The organism is Kribbella monticola (assembly GCF_003261635.1).
In the GTDB taxonomy this organism is placed as follows: Bacteria; Actinomycetota; Actinomycetes; order Propionibacteriales; family Kribbellaceae; genus Kribbella; species Kribbella monticola.
In genome coordinates this window covers 40824-58552 of sequence record NZ_QFXK01000009.1, presented here as the reverse complement: position 1 = coordinate 58552, position 17729 = coordinate 40824, and the positions used below count along the sequence as shown (strand labels likewise).

14 protein-coding genes are annotated in these 17729 nt (G+C 67.9%); 9 read left to right on the top strand and 5 right to left on the bottom strand.

The window, feature by feature from the left end; translation table 11 throughout:
- Window positions 1-125: 125 nt before the first annotated feature.
- Window positions 126-2834, bottom strand: a complete 2709-nt coding sequence (locus DIZ26_RS03955; RefSeq protein WP_112237812.1) for a bifunctional acetate--CoA ligase family protein/GNAT family N-acetyltransferase — start codon at window positions 2832-2834, stop codon at window positions 126-128.
- A gap of 141 nt (window positions 2835-2975) precedes the next feature.
- On the opposite strand from DIZ26_RS03955, the gene DIZ26_RS03950 reads away from it, so the two are divergent.
- From DIZ26_RS03950 to DIZ26_RS03930, 5 genes are all read left to right on the top strand, one after another.
- Complete coding sequence (locus DIZ26_RS03950; protein ID WP_112237810.1) at window positions 2976-4367, top strand: cytochrome ubiquinol oxidase subunit I; 1392 nt, start codon at window positions 2976-2978, stop codon at window positions 4365-4367.
- Between the two features lie 11 nt (window positions 4368-4378).
- Complete coding sequence (gene cydB / locus DIZ26_RS03945) at window positions 4379-5395, top strand: cytochrome d ubiquinol oxidase subunit II (protein WP_112237808.1); 1017 nt, start codon at window positions 4379-4381, stop codon at window positions 5393-5395.
- Complete coding sequence (gene cydD, locus DIZ26_RS03940) at window positions 5395-7020, top strand: thiol reductant ABC exporter subunit CydD (RefSeq protein ID WP_112237806.1); 1626 nt, start codon at window positions 5395-5397, stop codon at window positions 7018-7020. The genes cydB and cydD overlap by 1 nt, the downstream gene beginning before the upstream one ends.
- A complete protein-coding gene (gene cydC / locus DIZ26_RS03935) occupies window positions 7017-8705 on the top strand; it encodes a thiol reductant ABC exporter subunit CydC (protein WP_112237804.1) in 1689 nt (562 codons plus the stop codon). Before cydD ends, cydC begins: the two co-directional genes overlap by 4 nt.
- A 132-nt stretch (window positions 8706-8837) precedes the next feature.
- Window positions 8838-11243, top strand: coding sequence for a phosphoketolase family protein (locus DIZ26_RS03930; protein ID WP_112237802.1), 2406 nt, complete (start codon window positions 8838-8840; stop codon window positions 11241-11243).
- 62 nt (window positions 11244-11305) lie between these two features.
- On the opposite strand, the gene DIZ26_RS03925 is transcribed toward DIZ26_RS03930, so the two are convergent.
- The gene (locus tag DIZ26_RS03925; RefSeq protein ID WP_112237800.1) at window positions 11306-11854 is read right to left on the bottom strand and encodes a hypothetical protein; all 549 of its coding nucleotides are present in this window, start codon (window positions 11852-11854) and stop codon (window positions 11306-11308) included.
- A gap of 156 nt (window positions 11855-12010) precedes the next feature.
- On the opposite strand from DIZ26_RS03925, the gene ppk2 reads away from it, so the two are divergent.
- Both ppk2 and DIZ26_RS03915 read left to right on the top strand, forming a co-directional pair.
- The gene (gene ppk2, locus DIZ26_RS03920) at window positions 12011-12856 is read left to right on the top strand and encodes a polyphosphate kinase 2 (protein WP_112237798.1); all 846 of its coding nucleotides are present in this window, start codon (window positions 12011-12013) and stop codon (window positions 12854-12856) included.
- 59 nt (window positions 12857-12915) lie between these two features.
- Complete coding sequence (locus DIZ26_RS03915; RefSeq protein WP_112237796.1) at window positions 12916-13920, top strand: dienelactone hydrolase family protein; 1005 nt, start codon at window positions 12916-12918, stop codon at window positions 13918-13920.
- On the opposite strand, the gene DIZ26_RS03910 is transcribed toward DIZ26_RS03915, so the two are convergent.
- Genes DIZ26_RS03910 through DIZ26_RS03900 form a run of 3 tightly spaced genes read right to left on the bottom strand, consistent with a single transcriptional unit; the run spans window position 13917 to window position 16262 of the window.
- Window positions 13917-15452, bottom strand: a complete 1536-nt coding sequence (locus DIZ26_RS03910; RefSeq protein ID WP_112237795.1) for an FAD-dependent monooxygenase — start codon at window positions 15450-15452, stop codon at window positions 13917-13919. The two genes, DIZ26_RS03915 and DIZ26_RS03910, sit on opposite strands and share 4 nt — an antisense overlap.
- Window positions 15452-15922, bottom strand: a complete 471-nt coding sequence (locus DIZ26_RS03905; protein WP_112237793.1) for a MarR family winged helix-turn-helix transcriptional regulator — start codon at window positions 15920-15922, stop codon at window positions 15452-15454. Before DIZ26_RS03905 ends, DIZ26_RS03910 begins: the two co-directional genes overlap by 1 nt.
- Before the next feature lie 46 nt (window positions 15923-15968).
- Window positions 15969-16262: a DUF1330 domain-containing protein gene (locus tag DIZ26_RS03900; protein ID WP_112237791.1), complete on the bottom strand. Its 294-nt coding sequence runs from the start codon at window positions 16260-16262 to the stop codon at window positions 15969-15971.
- Window positions 16263-16363: 101 nt separating this feature from the next.
- Here DIZ26_RS03900 and DIZ26_RS03895 point away from each other — a divergent pair, with 101 nt between their 5' ends.
- Window positions 16364-16711: a winged helix-turn-helix transcriptional regulator gene (locus tag DIZ26_RS03895; protein WP_198675888.1), complete on the top strand. Its 348-nt coding sequence runs from the start codon at window positions 16364-16366 to the stop codon at window positions 16709-16711.
- 38 nt (window positions 16712-16749) lie between these two features.
- Complete coding sequence (locus tag DIZ26_RS03890) at window positions 16750-17583, top strand: helix-turn-helix transcriptional regulator (protein ID WP_112238546.1); 834 nt, start codon at window positions 16750-16752, stop codon at window positions 17581-17583.
- Window positions 17584-17729 lie beyond the last annotated feature (146 nt).

Below are 17729 nucleotides of genomic sequence, written 5' to 3'. Positions count from 1 at the left end.
TCTGTCACTCCGAATCTCCTCGCCCCACCCCCGTCCGGGCAGGGCCCAAACACACCACTCGCGCAGGACCTTCGTCGCCTCCGGCCAGGCCGTTGCTCCCTGGACGCGGAGCGGCCGTAGTGGGTTCAGCGGAGGTGGCGGGCGTTCCAGTCCGGTTCGGGGTCGGCCGGAGCCAAGCGGAGCTTCACGTCGACGGCGACGGCTCCGATCGGGGCGGCAGTCAGCGGGTTGATGTCCAGCTCGGCGAGTTCGGGGACCGCTTCGGCGAGCCAGGCGATCCGGTGCAGGACATCCAGTACTGCGGCTTCGTCGGCGCCTGCGCTTCCGCGATAGCCGGCCAGCAAGGGCGCACACCGCAACGACCGGAGCATTTCCGCAGCGTCAAGGTCGGTCAGCGGCAGTCCTCGCCACCGCCGGTCCGCCATCAGATCGGTGAGTACTCCACCGCTGCCGACCATCAGCACCGGACCGAACAACGGGTCCCGGACCAGACCGGCCACGAGTTCCACTCCGGGCGAGGCCATCGCCTGGACCACCACGTGCGGATCGCCGACCGCGGCCGTCAACTCGGCATACGCGTGATCGAGTTCGGCGGGTGTCTGCAGCCCCAGTCGGACTCCGCCGACATCGGTCTTGTGCACGATGCCGGCCGCCGCGGTCTTCAGGACGAGGGGATAGCCGACCCGCTGCCCCGCTTCCAGCGCCGCGTCCCTCGTCGCGGCTGCCAGCGCGGCCACCACCGGGATCCCAGCGCACAACATCAACTGCTCGGCACGAGCCGGGTCGAGCCAGCCACCGTCCGGATGGCTGTTCAGGAAGTGCCGGACGATCGCCCGCGCCCCGTCCCGGTCGACCCCGTCCACCGCCGGTACGACGCCCTGTGGCCGGGTCCGCCAGGCGGCGTACCGGACCGCATGTCCGAGCGCTCGGACGGCCGTCTCGGGGAACGCATAGACGGGCAGACTCGATCCGTCCGCCAGCGTGATCTGTGCCGGCGCTTCGGACGCGCCGAGGCAGTTGACGAGGATCGGAACGGTCGCGCCGGTTGCCGCACGCGCAATCGCGGCGTACGTCGCGTCGAGGTCGCCCGCCCGGGTGGCAGCGTAGGTGACCAGTACGGCGTCCACTTCGCCGCTGGCCAGGACGATCCGGATCGCGTGTTCCAGCGTCTGCGGTGTCGCCGCCGCGCCCAGGTCGACCGGGTTGCCGGCGCCGACAGCCCCGGTCACCTCGACCAGCTCGCTCATCGTGGTGGCGCTGAACTCCGGCACCTCGAGATCGATGGCGCTCGCAGCATCAGCGGCCAGTACTCCGGCACCGCCCGCATTGCCTACGATCCCCAGTCGACGGCCCGCCGGCAGCGGTCGGCCGGACAGCACACGGGCCGTGTCGACCAACTCCTCCAGCGTCTCCATCCGCAGCACACCCGACTGCTCGAACAACGCGTCCACGGCGGTGTCGGGGGTCGCCGCTGCAGCAGTGTGCGACGCTCCGGCGCGGCGGCCACCGGTCGACCGGCCACCCTTGACCACCAGCACCGGCTTGCTCCGCCCGACCAGCCGGGCGAGCCGGCCGAACTTACGCGGGTTGCCGAAAGACTCGAGGTACAAGCCGATCACGTCGGTCCGTGGGTCGTGCCACCAGTGCAGCAGCAGGTCGTTGCCGCTGACATCTACTTTGTTGCCGAGGGAGACGAACTCGGAGATACCGAGCCCGACCCTGGTGGCATGGTCGAGTACGGCGATACCTACCGCACCGGACTGCGCGGCGAGCGCCAGCGAACCGGCCGTCGGGCGGATGTTCGCGAACGTCGCGTCCAGCCGGACAGCGGGGTCGGTGTTGACGATGCCGAGACAGTTCGGGCCAATCAACCGCAGGCTGTGCCGGCGCGCGAGCTCCAGCAGCTCCTGCTGGGCCTGCCGGCCATCGGCTCCGAGCTCGGAGAAGCCGGAGGTCAGGACGACGGCTCCGCCGACGCCGTACTGCCCGCACTCCTCGACCACGCGCGCAACCTGAGCGGCGGGTACCGCGATCACCGCGAGGTCGACCGGCTCGGGGATGTCGGTGACCGTAGGAAATGCGGTGATCCCGGCGATCTGGTCCGCGTTCGGGTTGACGGCGTACAGCCGGCCGGTGAAGCCGCTGTCCGCCAGGTTCCGCAGCACCTCGTGGCCGATCCCGCCGGCGCGGCGACCGGCACCGATCACAGCGATGCTGCTGGGCGCGAGTACCGGCTTCAAGGACCGCGACTCGGCGATGCTCTCCCGCTCGGCCATCTTGTCCAGGGTGCGTACGTCGTACTCCGTGTCGAGCGTCAGCTCCACCAGGCCACTGTCCAGCTGGTGCACCTCGCGGAAACCCGAATCGAGGAAGAGCCTGAGCATCGGCGCGTTCTCGGCCAGCGTGTCCGCATGCAGCTTCCGGATCCCCCGCTCACGCGCGACGGCCGCTAGTTGCTCCAGCAGCAGCGTCCCGATACCGCGGCCGTGCACCGCGTCGTCGACGAGGAAGGCCATCTCCGCCTCGTCGGCGCGCATCGGCTCGTAGCTGGCAACTCCGACCACCGCACCGTCCAGTTCGGCCACCAGCGCGACGTACCCGTGCTCGGGATCGGCACCGACCAGATGATGCGTGTGCTCGTCGGCGTTCAACCGGCTGAGCGCGAAGAACCGGAGGTAGATGGACCGGTCCGAGACCCGGTGGTTGATCGCCTTCAGGGCGGGCTCGTCCGCACGACAGATCGGCCGCAGATGCACGACCGAGCCGTCGGCTGCCAGCACGTCCCAGCCGACCGCGCCGGCTTCCAACGGCGTTGTCGCGTCCGCTGTCGTCATGGACCGGACTCCTCTGCTGCTCGACCACGTTCCGTCCAGTCCACCCCGGCACCGCGCCACCGGGACAGGGTCTGAGGGTCCCTCCGGTGCAGGACCTTTGGCTCTGGGAGATCAGCGGCCCGGACTGGGAGCGTCGGGGGCATGGATGCCATAGACCTTGCCCGGTGGCAGTTCGGGATCATCACCGTGTACCACTTCCTGTTCGTGCCGATCACGATTGGGATGTCCGCGCTGGTCGCGGGCCTGCATACCGCGTGGTACCGGACCGGGAAGCAGCAGTACCGGCGGATGACGCAGTTCTGGGGAAAGCTGTTCCTGATCAACTTCGCCATCGGCGTGGTGACCGGGATCGTCCAGGAGTTCCAGTTCGGGATGAACTGGAGCTCCTACTCGAAGTTCGTCGGCGACATCTTCGGGGCGCCGCTGGCGATCGAGGGGCTGCTCGCGTTCTTCCTCGAGTCGACCTTCCTCGGCCTGTGGATCTTCGGCTGGGACCGGTTGCCGAAGAAGGTGCACCTGGCATCGATCTGGCTCGTTGCCATCGGCACCCAGCTGTCGGCGTACTTCATCCTGGCCGCCAACTCCTGGATGCAGTGGCCGCGCGGCTACACCTACAACTCCGCGACCGGCCGGGCCGAACTGCACGACTTCGGCGCGGTACTCACCAACAAGGTGGTGCTGGCCACCTACCCGCACACCATCGCGGCCAGCTTACTGACCGCCGGCGCCTTCATGCTCGGGATCGCGATGTGGCACCTGCTGCGCCGACCCGGCGAGAACGGCAGCCTGTTCCGGCCCGCCGTGAAGCTGGGTGCGATCACGACTCTCGTCGCGGCCGCCGCGCTGATGATCACCGGTGACATCCAGGCCAAGATCATGACCGACACCCAGCCGATGAAGATGGCCGCCGCGGAAGCCCTGTACGACACCTCGGCCCCGGCGCCGTTCTCCATCCTCACGATCGGCTCGCTCGACGGCAGCAAGGAGGTCTGGTCGCTCAAGGTCCCGCACGGCCTGTCCTTCCTGGCGACCAGCACCTGGAACGGCAAGGTCGAGGGCATCAACAACCTGCAGACCGCGTACGAACAGCGCTTCGGTCCCGGCTCGTACAAGCCCAACGTGCCGCTGACCTACTGGACCTTCCGCTTCATGATCCTGGCCGGAGTACTGACGGCAGCGATTGCCCTGCTCGCCCTGTGGCAGCTCCGCAGGCAACGAAAGTCCACCAAGTGGCTGATCCGCGCGGCTCTCGCGGTACCGCTGCTGCCGCTGCTCGGAAACAGCCTCGGTTGGATCTTCACCGAGATGGGCCGCCAGCCCTGGATCGTCTTCGGGCTGATGCAGACCCGCGACGGCGTCTCCCCCAGCGTCGGTGCCGGCAGCGTGCTGACCTCCCTGATCGTCCTCACCCTCCTGTACGGCGTACTCGCGGTGGTCGAGGTCTTCCTGCTGCTCCGCTTCGCCCGCGAGGTTCCCGCGGAGACGACCGAGCCGTCCGACCCGGAGGCCGCTGAACCGGCCTTCCTGTACTGAGGAGCACTCCGGTGGCACTCACTGATATCTGGTTCCTGCTCATCGCCGTTCTCTGGACCGGCTATCTCGTCCTCGAAGGTTTCGACTTCGGTGTCGGCATGCTGCTCCCGGTCGTCGGCCGGGACGCCGTCGACCGCAAGGTCACGCTGCGCACCATCGGCCCGGTCTGGGACGGCAACGAGGTCTGGCTCCTGGTCGCCGGCGGCGCGACCTTCGCGGCCTTCCCGTTCTGGTACGCGACCTTGTTCTCCGGTTTCTACCTCGCCTTGCTCATCATCCTGGTCGCACTGATCCTCCGCGGCATCGCGCTCGAGTACCGCGGCAAGCTCGACGACGCGACCTGGCACCGCCGCTGGGATCTGGTGATCGTCGGCAGCAGCGCAGTACCGGCTCTGCTCTGGGGTGTCGCCCTGGCCAACATCGTGCGTGGTGTGCCGATGGGTGCCGATCACGAGTACGCCGGGAACTTCTTCACTCTCCTCAATCCCTACGCGCTCCTGGGCGGCGTCACCACCCTGCTGCTCTTCGCCTTGCACGGCGCGATCTTCCTTGCACTGAAGACCCATGGCGAGGTGCACGACCGGGCCCTGAAGCTGGTGCCGCCGATCGGTCTCGCCACTGTGGTCGCAGCCGCCGGCTTCCTCGGCTGGACGCAAGCCTTCGACGGCTCAGCGCTCACCTGGACGCTCGCCCTGGCTGCCGCCCTCTGCCTGGTCGGTGCGCTGGCCGCATCGCGGTTCGGTCGGGAGGGCTGGGCCTTCCTCGGTACGGCGGCCACGATCGCCTTGGCAGCCGCCACGCTGTTCACCACGCTCTACCCGAACGTGTTGCCGTCGACAACCGATGCTGCCTTCAGCCTGACCACGGTCAACGCCGCGTCGACCCACTACACGCTGACGATCATGACCTGGGTCGCCGTGATCTTCACCCCGGTGGTCCTCGCCTACCAGGGCTACACCTACTGGGTGTTCCGCAAGCGCCTCGGTCGCACCGACATCTATCAGCCGGCCGAGAAGGTCACCAGCTGATGCCTGCCATCGACCCGCGTCTGCTGCGCTATGCGAAGACCACTCGCGTCTTCCTCACGCTGTCGGTCCTGATCGGCGCCGGTCAGGCCGTGGTGATCTTGACCCAGGCGTGGCTGCTGGCGTCGATCATCACGGACGCCTTCCTGCACGGCGCGGGCTTGAGCGATCTCAGCGGGCGGCTGACGTTGCTCACCATCACCCTGGTGACCCGGGCGTTGCTCGCCTGGGTCACCGAGGTGACGGCCCACCACTGCTCGGCGGCGGTGAAGTCGGAGCTCCGGATGCGCCTGCTGCACAAGGTCGTCCAGCTCGGCCCGCGCTGGTTGACCGGCGAACGCAGCGGCGAGCTGACCACACTGGCGACCCGCGGAATCGATGCCCTGGACGACTACTTCTCGCGCTACTTGCCGCAGTTGGTGCTGGTCTGCTTCGTCCCAATGGTCGTGGCCGGGCGGATGTTCGCGGCCGACTGGCTGAGCGCCTCCATCGTCGTCATCACCCTGCCGCTGGTGCCGATCTTCATGATCCTGGTCGGCCTGACCACCAAACAGCTGATGGCGAGGCAATGGACCGCGCTCCAACTCCTCGCCCACCACTTCCTCGATGTCCTGGCCGGCGTGGGCACCCTGAAGGCGTTCGGCCGCTCGCGGGCGCAGCTCGTCACCATCGAGAGACTGGCCGACAAGCAACGCAAGGCCACGCTGTCGTCGCTGCGCATCGCCTTCCTGTCGTCGTTGGTACTGGAACTGCTCGCGACCTTGTCCGTCGCTCTCGTTGCCGTCTCGGTCGGTCTCCGGCTGGTCGACGGCCGCCTCGATCTACAGACCGCGTTGCTGGTGCTGATCCTGGCACCCGAGGCCTACCTGCCGCTGCGACTGCTGGGAGCGCACTACCACGCCAGCGCCGAAGGCCTCGCTGCCGCCGAGCAGGTCTTCTCGGTCCTCGACCACGAGGTCGCCGAGGTCGGCACCGAGTCCGTCGAAGCCGACCGGACGATCGAGCTGGACCAAGTGGTAGTCGCGGGCAACGATCGCGACGGGGCCGCCCTCGACGGTCTCTCGCTGACCATCCCGGCCGGGAAGGTCACCGGCATCCTCGGCCCGAGCGGCTGCGGAAAGTCCACGCTGCTCGCCGTACTGCTCGGCTTCGTCCGGCCGGACAGCGGCCGAGTAGTTGTCGGCGGCATCGACCTCCAGACCGCCGACCCGGCCGGGTGGCGGTCCCAGGTTGCCTGGCTCGGCCAGGATCCGGTGCTCTTCGCCGGCACGGTATTCGAGAACATCAGGCTGGGCCGCCCGTACGCCGACGAACTCGCCGTCCGGCGCGCCGCTCAGGCAGCCCGCGTCGACGTACCGCTGGAGAAGGTGGTCGGTGAGCGCGGCAACGGTCTTTCGAGCGGTCAACGCCGCCGGATCGCGCTGGCTCGCGCCCTGCTGCTCGACGCTCCCCTGTTGTTGCTCGACGAACCGACCGAAGGCGTCGATCCGGAGACGGAACACGACCTGCTCAGCACTTTGCCGACCGCCTTGGCCGGGCGCACCGTAGTACTGGTCACGCACCGAACCGCGCTGCTGAGCCTTTGCGATCATGTCGTTGAACTCGCGCCCGCGGCGGTGGCGGCATGACCTCCCTGCGCTGGCTCCTTCGGATCGCACGCCCCGAAGCATGGCGGCTCCTAGCAGCCGCTGTACTCGGCTCACTGGCGCTCGGTTGCTCCATCGGCTTGATGGCGACATCCGGCTGGCTGATCTCACGGGCGGCCCAACAGCCACCGGTGCTCTATCTGAGCGTCGCGATCGTCGCTGTCCGTGCCTTCGGCATCGGCCGCGGCGCCCTCCGGTACGCCGAACGCCTGGTCGGCCACGACGCCGCGTTCCGCGTACTCGCCCGGACCCGCGTCCAAGCCTGGATCGACCTGGACCGGGCCGCACCGGCCGGCCTCGGCAAACTCCGCTCCGGCGACGTCCTCGCCAATCTGGTCGGCGACGTCGAGGCGGTGCAGGATCTGCTGGTCCGCGCGGCGCTGCCCATCGCCGTCGCGGTGATCACCGGTACGGCGACCGTGGCGCTGCTCGGCGCGTTGCTGCCGGCTGCTGGGCTTGTCCTGCTCATCGGCTTGTTGGTGGCGGGTTTGGCCGCGCCGGCGATCACCTTGTCGGTGGCGGGCCGGGCCGAGCGCAGACTGGCCCCTGCGCGGGCGGCTCTCACCGATCCGGTGCACGAACTGCTGACCGGCGCCGCCGACCTGATTGCTTATGGCGCAGCCGCGTCGGCGCTCGACCGGATCGCCGGGCATGACCGGAAGCTGACCTCGCTGGCGCGGCGGTCGGCTGCCGGCGCCGGTGTGGGTGCGGCGGTCGGTGCGACAGCGCTGGCGTTGACGGTGGTGGGCGAGCTCCTGGTCGGAGTACAGGCTGTGCGCGCGGGGCAGCTGCCCGGCGTACAGCTTGCTGTTCTTGCGTTGACGCCACTGGCCGCTTTCGAACTGACCAACTCCCTGCCTGCCGCGGCCCAGCACCTGGTTCGTGGTCTGCGGGCGGTCGACCGGCTCCGCGCGCTGGAAGAACTACCCCGGCCATCCGTTGCCTGGGGCAACAAGGATGTCATCGGTCATACCTTGAAGCTCGCCGGCGCTGCTGCTCGCTGGCCGGGGGCTTCGCAGCCCACCCTGCAGGACATCAGCCTGCGGCTGGACCCGGGCCGCCGGATCGCTGTGGTCGGCGAGAGCGGTGCCGGCAAGAGCACCTTGATCGCAACCCTGGCGGGCTTCCTGGCGACCGAACACGGAACGGTCACCTACGGCGGGCGCCCGCTGACCGAGTTGGACGAGAACGCGTTCCGGCGCCAGGTCGTCGTCTGTGCCCAGGACGACCACCTGTTCGACACCACGATCCGGAACAACCTGCTCATCGGCAAACCCGATGCCACCGACACCGAACTGATGAGCGCTCTGCGGCAGGCCCGGCTCGGAGCGTGGGTCAGCCGGCAGCCACACGGCCTCGACACCACCGTCGGCGAACGCGCCGACCAACTCTCCGGCGGCGAGCGTCAACGCCTCGCGCTGGCCCGCGCCCTGCTCGCCGACCCCGGGGTCCTGCTGCTCGACGAACCCACCGCCCATCTCGACGAGCCCACCGCCGCCGAACTCACCCGCGACATCCTCGCCGCCACCCGCGGCCGCGCCACCCTGCTCGTCACCCATCGCCTGGCAGACCTGGACGACCTCGACGAGATCATCGTCCTCGCCCACGGCAAGGTTCAGCGCCGAGGCCGGCCGGCCGACGTACTGCAACCGGCACCGAGCAACTGAAAGGTCCTGGCACGCGACCTCGCGGGGCCGGTCCCTGACCAGTGTCCCGGCCGGGGTGGACCTTTGGCCCTGCCGCGGGAAGCGGGCGAACGACAAGGTGGAGGTACCGATCGAACAGACCGAGGAGCAGGTATGGAGCAAGTCGCAGACAAACCCTTGACCACCGCCGAAGTTACGGCGCTGGACGCGTACTGGCGGGCGGCGAACTACCTGTCCGTAGGGCAGATCTATCTACTCCGGAACGCGTTGCTGAGGAAGCCGTTACAAGTCGAGGACATCAAGCCGCGGCTGCTCGGGCACTGGGGTACGACGCCTGGCCTCAACATGCTGTACGTCCACCTCAACCGGGCGATCAAGCAGCGCGACCTGAACATGATGTATGTGATCGGCCCCGGCCACGGTGGACCCGCGATCGCCGCGAACACCTGGCTCGAAGGCAGCTACAGCGAGACCTACCCCGACGTACCGCGCGACGAGCACGGGATGAACCACCTGTTCCGTCAGTTCTCCTTCCCCGGCGGGATTCCGAGCCATGTGGCTCCCGAGCTGCCCGGCTCCATCCACGAGGGCGGCGAACTGGGCTACTCACTCAGCCACGCGTACGGCGCGGTGCTGGACAACCCCGATCTCGTCGTCGCGTGCGTCATCGGTGACGGCGAGGCGGAGACCGGTCCGCTCGCGGCGTCATGGCACTCGAACAAGTTCATCGACCCGCGCACCGACGGCGCAGTACTGCCGATCCTGCACCTCAACGGCTACAAGATCGCCAACCCGACCGTGCTCGCGCGCATCAGCGACGAGGAGCTGACCGATCTCCTGCAGGGTTACGGCTACCGGCCGTACCTGGTGGCCGGTGACGATCCCGAACTGGTGCATCAGAGCCTCGCCGCGACGCTCGACCGGGTGCTCGACGAGATCACCGACATCCAGAACGAGGCCAAGGCCGACGCTGCCGCACCGCGTCGCGCGTGGCCGATGATCGTGCTCCGGACTCCGAAGGGCTGGACCGGGCCGCACGAGGTCGACGGCGTCCTGATCGAGGGGACGTGGCGGGCTCACCAGGTGCCGCTGTCCGGCGTACGGCAGTCACCGGAACACCTTGCGCTGCTCGAGGAATGGATGCGCAGCTACCGACCGGACGAGTTGTTCGACGAGTCCGGTACGCCGGTACCGCAGCTGCTCGACCAGGTCCCGGACGGCGACCGGCGGATGGGTTCCAACCCGCACGCCAACGGCGGCCTGCTCTCCCGCGACCTGGAGCTTCCGGACCTGTCGGCGTACGCCGTCGACGTACCGCATCCCGGTAGCGGTCCGCACGAGCCGACCCGCGTGCTGGGCGATTACCTACGTGATGTCATGAAGGCCAACGACCAGCAGAAGAACTTCCGGGTCTTCGGGCCGGACGAGACGGCCTCCAACCGGCTGGGTGCCCTTTACGAGGTGACCGGCAAGGCCTGGAACGCCGAAGTCCTGCCGACCGACGAAAACCTCGCGGTCGACGGCCGGGTGATGGAGATCCTCAGCGAACACACCTGTCAGGGCTGGCTCGAGGGCTATCTGCTCACCGGCCGGCACGGCTGGTTCTCCTGCTACGAGGCCTTCGTGCACCTGGTCGACTCGATGGTCAACCAGCACGCCAAGTGGCTGAAGGTGACCCGCAAGCTGCCGTGGCGGCGGCCGATCCCGTCCCTGAACTACCTGCTCACCTCGCACGTCTGGCGACAGGACCACAACGGCTTCTCGCACCAGGATCCCGGCTTCATCGACCACGTCGTGAACAAGAAGGCCGAAGTGATCCGCGTCTACCTGCCGCCGGACACGAACACCCTGCTGGCCACCGCCGCCCACTGTCTTGCCAGCCACGACTACATCAATGTGATTGTCGCAGGCAAGCAACCGCAGGAGAGCTGGCTGGACCAGGAGTCGGCCGAGCTGCACTGTGCCCGTGGGGTGGGTGTCTGGTCGTGGGCCAGCAACGACGCGGGCGAGCCGGACGTCGTGATGGCGTGCGCCGGCGACGTACCGACCCTGGAGACGCTCGCCGCGGTCAGCCTGCTGCGCGAGCACCTGCCGGAGCTGAAGATCCGGGTCGTCAACGTCGTGGATCTGATGCGTCTGCAGCCGGCCGCCGAGCACCCACACGGGTTGACGGACGCGGAGTACGACGCGCTCTTCACCACCGACAAGCCGGTCGTCTTCGCGTACCACGGGTATCCGTGGCTGATCCACCGGCTGACCTACCGGCGTACCGGGCACGACAACCTGCACGTCCGCGGGTACAAGGAGGAAGGCACGACCACGACACCGTTCGACATGGTGGTCCGCAACGACCTCGACCGGTTCCACCTCGCGATGGACGTGATCGACCGGGTGCCCGGACTGGCGCAACGCGCGGTCGAGTTCCGCCAGTGGCTGATCGACCAGCGAGCACGCCACCACGCCTACATCCTCGACCACGGCGACGACCTCCCCGAAATCCGCGACTGGCACTGGCCACTCCAGGACAAGACGCCAACGGTCGTTGCTCTCAGCAAATAAAAGGAACCACCTGCGCCTCGGTCGTCGAGGCGCAGGTGGTCAGGCCACTGGTACTGCGCTCATCAGGTCGGTACGGCGGTACGCTCCGGCGACGGTACCTGTGCCTTGTCGACCGGTCGGCTGACGTCGCCGGTGTGCTTCAACTCGCCCGACGCCAGCAGCCGGTGGACCTTCTCTGGCGATATCGCCAGCGCGCCGGCAGCCTGTGCCAAAGTGAGCCAGTCGAGTCGCTGCTGGGCCAGGTCCTCGACCTCGTCGCGGACCAGCGGCAACGGGCCCCCGTACCAGGTCAGCAACCGGACCGACGTCAGCCGGTGAACGGCCGTGCGCGACTCGCCGAGGATGCCGGACGCGGCGGCTACGGAGATCCGGGGCGGGGACTTGGCCCAGGCGAGCACCGTTGCCAACCGGATCGTGCGCGTGAGGAGCCGGCCGTCCGCTGCGTTCTCGCGAGGCAGTGCCCCCGAGTGCAGCAGACTCCGCACGACGGCGGGGGTCAGGCCGAGGACGACCGAGGTCTGCTTGATGTCGATCAGCGGATCGGAGGTCAGCAGCGGCTCGCCGAGTTGCTCCTCCAGCCGGGCCCGCTCCCCTGCTGACAAACCGATCATGTCGACCGCCTCCTGACGCTGCTACGTCATCGCCTGCACTGGTTGCCGAGTCTGGTCGGCGGCCGGAGGACCTACCAGGGTCTTTGGTCCCGCGATTCCGGGCCCCATCGGCAGGCGGGTCTGCCATGCTCGAAGGACGAGAGCGGAGGGCAGCGGATGAACCAGCGCAAGTCGGCCAAGGCCGGCGGCCGGATGCCGAAGAAGCTGTACGAGCGGGAACTCCTGCGCCTGCAGGCGGAACTGGTGAAGCTGCAGGAGTGGGTCCGGGTCGAGGGCGCCAGGGTGGTGGTGATCTTCGAGGGACGGGATGCGGCCGGCAAGGGCAGCACGATCAAACGCGTGACCGAATTCCTGAATCCGCGCGTCGCCCGGATCGCGGCACTGCCGGCCCCGACCGAACGGCAGCGCACCGAGTGGTACTTCCAGCGCTACATCGAGCACCTCCCGGCAGCCGGGGAGATCGTGCTGTTCGACCGCAGCTGGTACAACCGGGCCGGTGTCGAGCGCGTGATGGGGTTCTGCACCAACAAGGAGTACACGCGATTCCTGCACCAGTGCCCGATCTTCGAGCGACTGCTGGTCGAAGAAGGCATCGAATTGCGCAAGTACTGGTTCTCGGTCAGCGACAACGAACAGGAGAAGCGGTTCCGCAGCCGGCTCGAGGACCCGATGCGCCGTTGGAAGCTGTCCCCGATGGATCTCGAGTCGATCGCTCGGTGGGAGGACTACTCGCGCGCGAAGGACGAGATGTTCGTGCACACCGACGTACCGGAGGCACCGTGGTACGTCGTGGAAAGCGAGGACAAGCGGTCGGCGCGGATCAACATGATCGCGCACCTGCTGTCGACCGTTCCTTACCACGAGGTCCAGCGACCGCCGCTCGAACTACCGCCACGACCTCCGTCCAAGGGCTACGAACGTACGCCGCGCGAGATGCAGACCCTGGTCCCGGACCACGCCGCGAGGATCCGGGGAACACTCCCGTCCCCCGAACCGAGGTGAAGCCGGCTCAGCAAAGCTTTGCAGGCCGGGCCTTGGGGGTTCGTGTCTAAGATGCGGAGATGGGTGAAGGGGTCGACGGAGTGTTGGCCGGGTTGAGGGCTCGCGCGGCGGTGGCGCGCGGCAGCGTTTCGGCTGCGGAGCGGATGGCCTATTTGCGGTCGTTGGTGGCTCCCTTCGACCGGTCCTCGGTTCCGGTGATGTCGCTGGTCGACCGGGTGGCGTGTGATGGCTACCGGCGTGATCGGGTCGAGCTCGAGGTGTTGCCCGGAGTTCGGTTCAACGCCTATGTGCTTGTCCCAGCTGGGTTGCGCGGTCCGGCGCCCGCGGTGCTTGCGGTGCACGGGCATGGATATGGGAGCCGGCAGATCATCGGGTTGCGACCCGACGGCGTACCTGATGCCGACGGCAACGATCTGTACGGTCGGTTCGCGGTACGACTTGTCCGCAAAGGGCTGGTCGTCGTTGCGCCCGACGTGGTGGGCTTCGGTGAACGGATGACCGACGTCGATCGGGTCTACGACCCGGAGGCAACCAGTTCCTGCTATCGGCTCTCGATGGAGTTGCTGATGAGCGGCTACACGCTGACCGGCCTGAGAGTCGCGGAGTTGTCAGGGGTGGTCGATGCCATGCTGGCGCATCCCGAGGTCGATCCCGATCGTGTTGGCGTCTTCGGTCATTCGGGCGGCTCGCTGTGGTCGCTGATCGCCATGGCGCTGGACGAACGAATCAAGGCCGGCGTGCTTTGCGGCTTCGCCAACACCTTTGCCGACAGCTTTCTGGCGGTACGACACTGTGCGTGCAACTTCGCTCCCGGACTGCTTGCCGTGGCCGACCAGCCTGATCTACTGGCATTGCTGGCGCCTCGGCCGCTCTTCCTCGAACTGGGTGCGGACGATCCGATCTTCCCCGCGTCCGGCTTCCGGCAGGCCGTCGACGCGGTGTCGAAGGCCTACACCGACCTCGCCGCCACCGACCGCTTCCGAACCGATCTCGTGCCCGGAGTCGAACATGCCGTCTCCGGGCGATTCTCCTTCGACTGGCTGGCCGAAACACTCACCAGCTAGAAAGCACCTTGAACCGACTGGTCCATCGCCAGCGCATCGTGCAGGTCGGAGCTGGTTTCGATCCTTGCCTGGATGACGCCGTCGGGTCGGACGAGGAGGCCGCCGGTCCCGTTCGTCTCGTAGATGCCGTCCCAGCGTTTGCGCTGAGATGAGTCGAGGACGCTGGCGTCGACGGCGGCGGTCGCGACGAGGTCGGTCGGATGCTCGGCGAGTTCCCGCAGTACGCGGCTGGTGTGAGGCCCGATGAGAGTGAAGCGGACGGGATCGAGGAGGTCGATGGTGCTGCGGCCGTCGGCAAGGAGCACGTGTGGTGCCCGCGTCCCTGGTTCTCCGCTGGGGTTGACGGGATTCTCGACCGGGACGCCGCCGTCGCGTCCGTAGTGAAAGCCGAGCGCGATACCGATGGCGTCGATCTGCGCCGGTGGTGGTGCTTGCCCCGGCGTCTTCCGGGAGCGCAGCAGGGCTTGCTCGACAGTCAGTTCGACGATCGGTCGCCGTTCGGATTCATAGGTGTCCAGCAGGGCGTCGGTGGCATCGCCGCGGCACACGGCCGCGATCTTCCACGCGAGGTTGTGGGCATCCTGCACCCCGGTGTTGCCGCCGAAACCGCCGTACGGCGGCATGATGTGGATCGCGTCTCCGATCAGGAACACCGGACCGACGGTGAATCGGTCGGCGACGTAGGCGCCGGTCGTCCACCGTGCGGTGTCCTCGATCACCGGACGCAGGTCCGGCAGGCCGGTGGCGGCTCGGATGATCTCGGTCAGTTGGTCGCTCAGCGCGTCCGGCGCCAGCGCCTCCCATCCGGGCCGCAGGTAGGTGCCGAGCTGCCAGGACCGGTCGTTCTCGGTACCGCGGGCGAACAGGAATGCGGCTGCATCGCGGCACATGATCGCGTTGACCTGCCGCCCGCGCAGCGCCGGTTCGAGGTCGGCCCGGAAGACGGCGCTGACCGACTCACCCTCGACCTTCTCACCGCGCAGCGCGATACCGAGCCGCGTGCGGATGGTGCTGCGGGCCCCGTCGGCGGCGATGACGAACCGAGCGCGTACGACGGTCTCCTCGCCGCCCTTCCCGTGCAAGGTGACCGTCGGCTGCCCGTCGATGGGCTCAGTCAGGACGGCGGTGGTGTCGAACCGAACGGTCGCGCCCAGTTCTCGCGCGCGTCGCAGCAAGATCGGTTCCAGACGCTGCTGGTCACACGAGTACGCGACGGTCGGGCTCAGACCTGCAGCATCCGACTCGTCCGCGGGCGGTGCGATCCACTGCTCCCAGTCAGCCGCCAGGGTGCCGGCGACCTGGAAACCTCTGTTCGGCTCGCCTGCCGCACGCACCTCCGACTCGACTCCCAAGGCGCGATACAGCTCCATGGAGCGGACATTCACCAGCCGCGCCTTCGGATGCACCGAAGTACCCGGATGCTGATCGACCGTCAGCACCCGAACCCCCTGCTGCGCGAGGAACGCCGTCGCAGCAAGTCCCGTCAGCCCCGCGCCCACGACGATCACCTCGACGTCATCGCCCGTGGTCATCACAAGGTCCTCCACGCATTCGGCTTCCGCTCCGGCTTCGGATGGACGGGCAGGTCGGAGGCGAGCGAAGTCACCAGGCTGTCGAGCTGGCCGGCGAACCGACGGATCTCCTCAGGCTTCCAGCCCGCGAGGTGACTCGAGAAGCGCGCGATCAACTCGTTCTGGAACCGCTTACGCTCCCGGCGCCCGGCAGCGGTCGCCTCGATCACATATGCCCGCCCGTCGGCGGCGTCACCGACGCGGCGTACCCATCCGGCCGCCTCCAGCTCCGCGACCGCCCGTGTCACCGACTGCGGTGGAACATCCAGCTCCTCCGCCGCCACGCTCGGCCGCACGGCGCCCTGCGCAGCCAGGTTCAGTACGCCGAGAGCGACCGGACCGATCTTCGAAGCCGCCGCACCCCGTCGTTGCACCTGCGCCGCCCGGTGCAGCGACCGGACGATGCTCCAGACCGAATCATTTCCTTCCATGCAGGAACTATATCAGTTCCCCAACGAACCTCCGGCCGGACCTCCGTCAGTCGACGCCTTCGACGATGCGGAAGTCGCGCTCGACGCCGTCGGAGAGGGCGACCAGCGCCTCCTGGTAGGCCGCACTCTCGCGTGCCGCGACGGCCTGCTCGAAGCTGTCGAACTCGACCAGGATGGTGCGCTCGGCGATTCCGGCGTCGTACGCCACAACCTGACCGCCACGAATGCGGGTCCGCCCGCCAAAAGCCAGGACGGCCGAACGGGCCAACTCGTTGTAAGCAGCCAGCTTCTCAGGGTCTGAAATGGTGCGGTAAACGCTGACCCAGTAGCCCTTGGGCATCGAACCTCCAGTGCTGGAACGAAGTGAACCGTTGAGATTGTTTCGAAATTCGAAACATGCAGGGATGCTAGTGTTTCGAATAACGAAACGCAAGGAGGATCATGCCGACGCCGCGCCCAGGCAGGCCGGTTCGAGGATCGACGACCGGCCTTCCGATCATGGCCGCGATGGACCTCTTCGGCCGTCGATGGGCGCTGCGCGTTCTCTGGGAGCTGCGTGCGGGGCCGCTCGGCGCCCGCGCGCTGCTGGCACAGTGCGAAGGAATGTCATCCAGCGTCCTCTACCAGCGGCTTCGCGAACTCACGGCAAGCGGGATCATCGCCCCCTCAACCGACGGCTACGAGCTCACTCGCCTGGGGGCAGCCCTCAGTCAGGCCCTCCAACCGCTCAACGAATGGGCGAACACCTGGGCGGAAGAACAGGACGATCAGAATCCCGCGAAGGCATGAAGGTGGCGCAACCGGACCGACTGAGGCGGGCTGAAGTGATGGACCGTGAATTGCTGGCGGACTTCCTCCGAGCCCGGCGGGAAGCGCTGCAGCCGGAGGAGGTGGGGCTGCCGCGAGGCGCCCGGCGTCGTACCGGTGGGTTGCGGCGCGAGGAGGTCGCGGTGCTGGCCGGCATGTCGGCCGACTACTACAGCCGGCTCGAGCAGAAACGTGGCCCGATGCCGTCCGAGCAGATGCTGGCCGCCGTGGCCCAGGCCCTGCGGCTCAGCCCGGGTGAACGGGAGCACCTGTTCGCCCTCGGCGGGCACGCGGCTCCGCGGCGTACTCCGCCGGACGACCGGGTCAGTCTGGCCATCAGGACCATCGCGGAGCAGCTCTCGGACACGCCCGCGATCGTGTTCTCCCGATTCGGGGAGGCCTTGCTGCAGACCCGCGCGGCGAAGGCGCTGTTCGGCGACTACACCCGGTTCGACGGCCTGTCGCGCTATCTGGTCTATCGCTGGTTCACCGACCCGGCCCAGCGTGCCATCTATCCGCCCGAGGACCACGACGTACGCGGCCGGGTCTTCACCGTGGACCTGCGGGCGGCGTACACGACCGAACCGGCAGGCACCGCCGGAGAGATCGTCGAGGCGCTGCTGGCGGTCAGCCCTGAGTTCGCGGAGGTCTGGCGGCGGCACGAGGTGGACGTCACCCATCACCACGAGCTCAAACGCTACCGGCATCCCGAAGTGGGCGAGTTGGAGTTGTACAGCCGGCGGCTGGTGGATCCCGACGAGGGCCAGGATCTGCTGGTCTTCATGGCCGAGCCCGGATCACCGAGCCAGGCGAAGCTCCAGCGGCTGGTCGCCATGGCCCGCGACGAGGCCTGACTGTCTTATCCATGGTCTCTCATACCGTGGATGACAAGAGCATTCATCCGCGTCCCTTCCTGCGCAACGCTTGAGTGGCCGAACAGGGTTCTGCCGACCGGCAGTGACCAGCTGAGCCGGCTATCAGAGCACACACCCAAATCAGG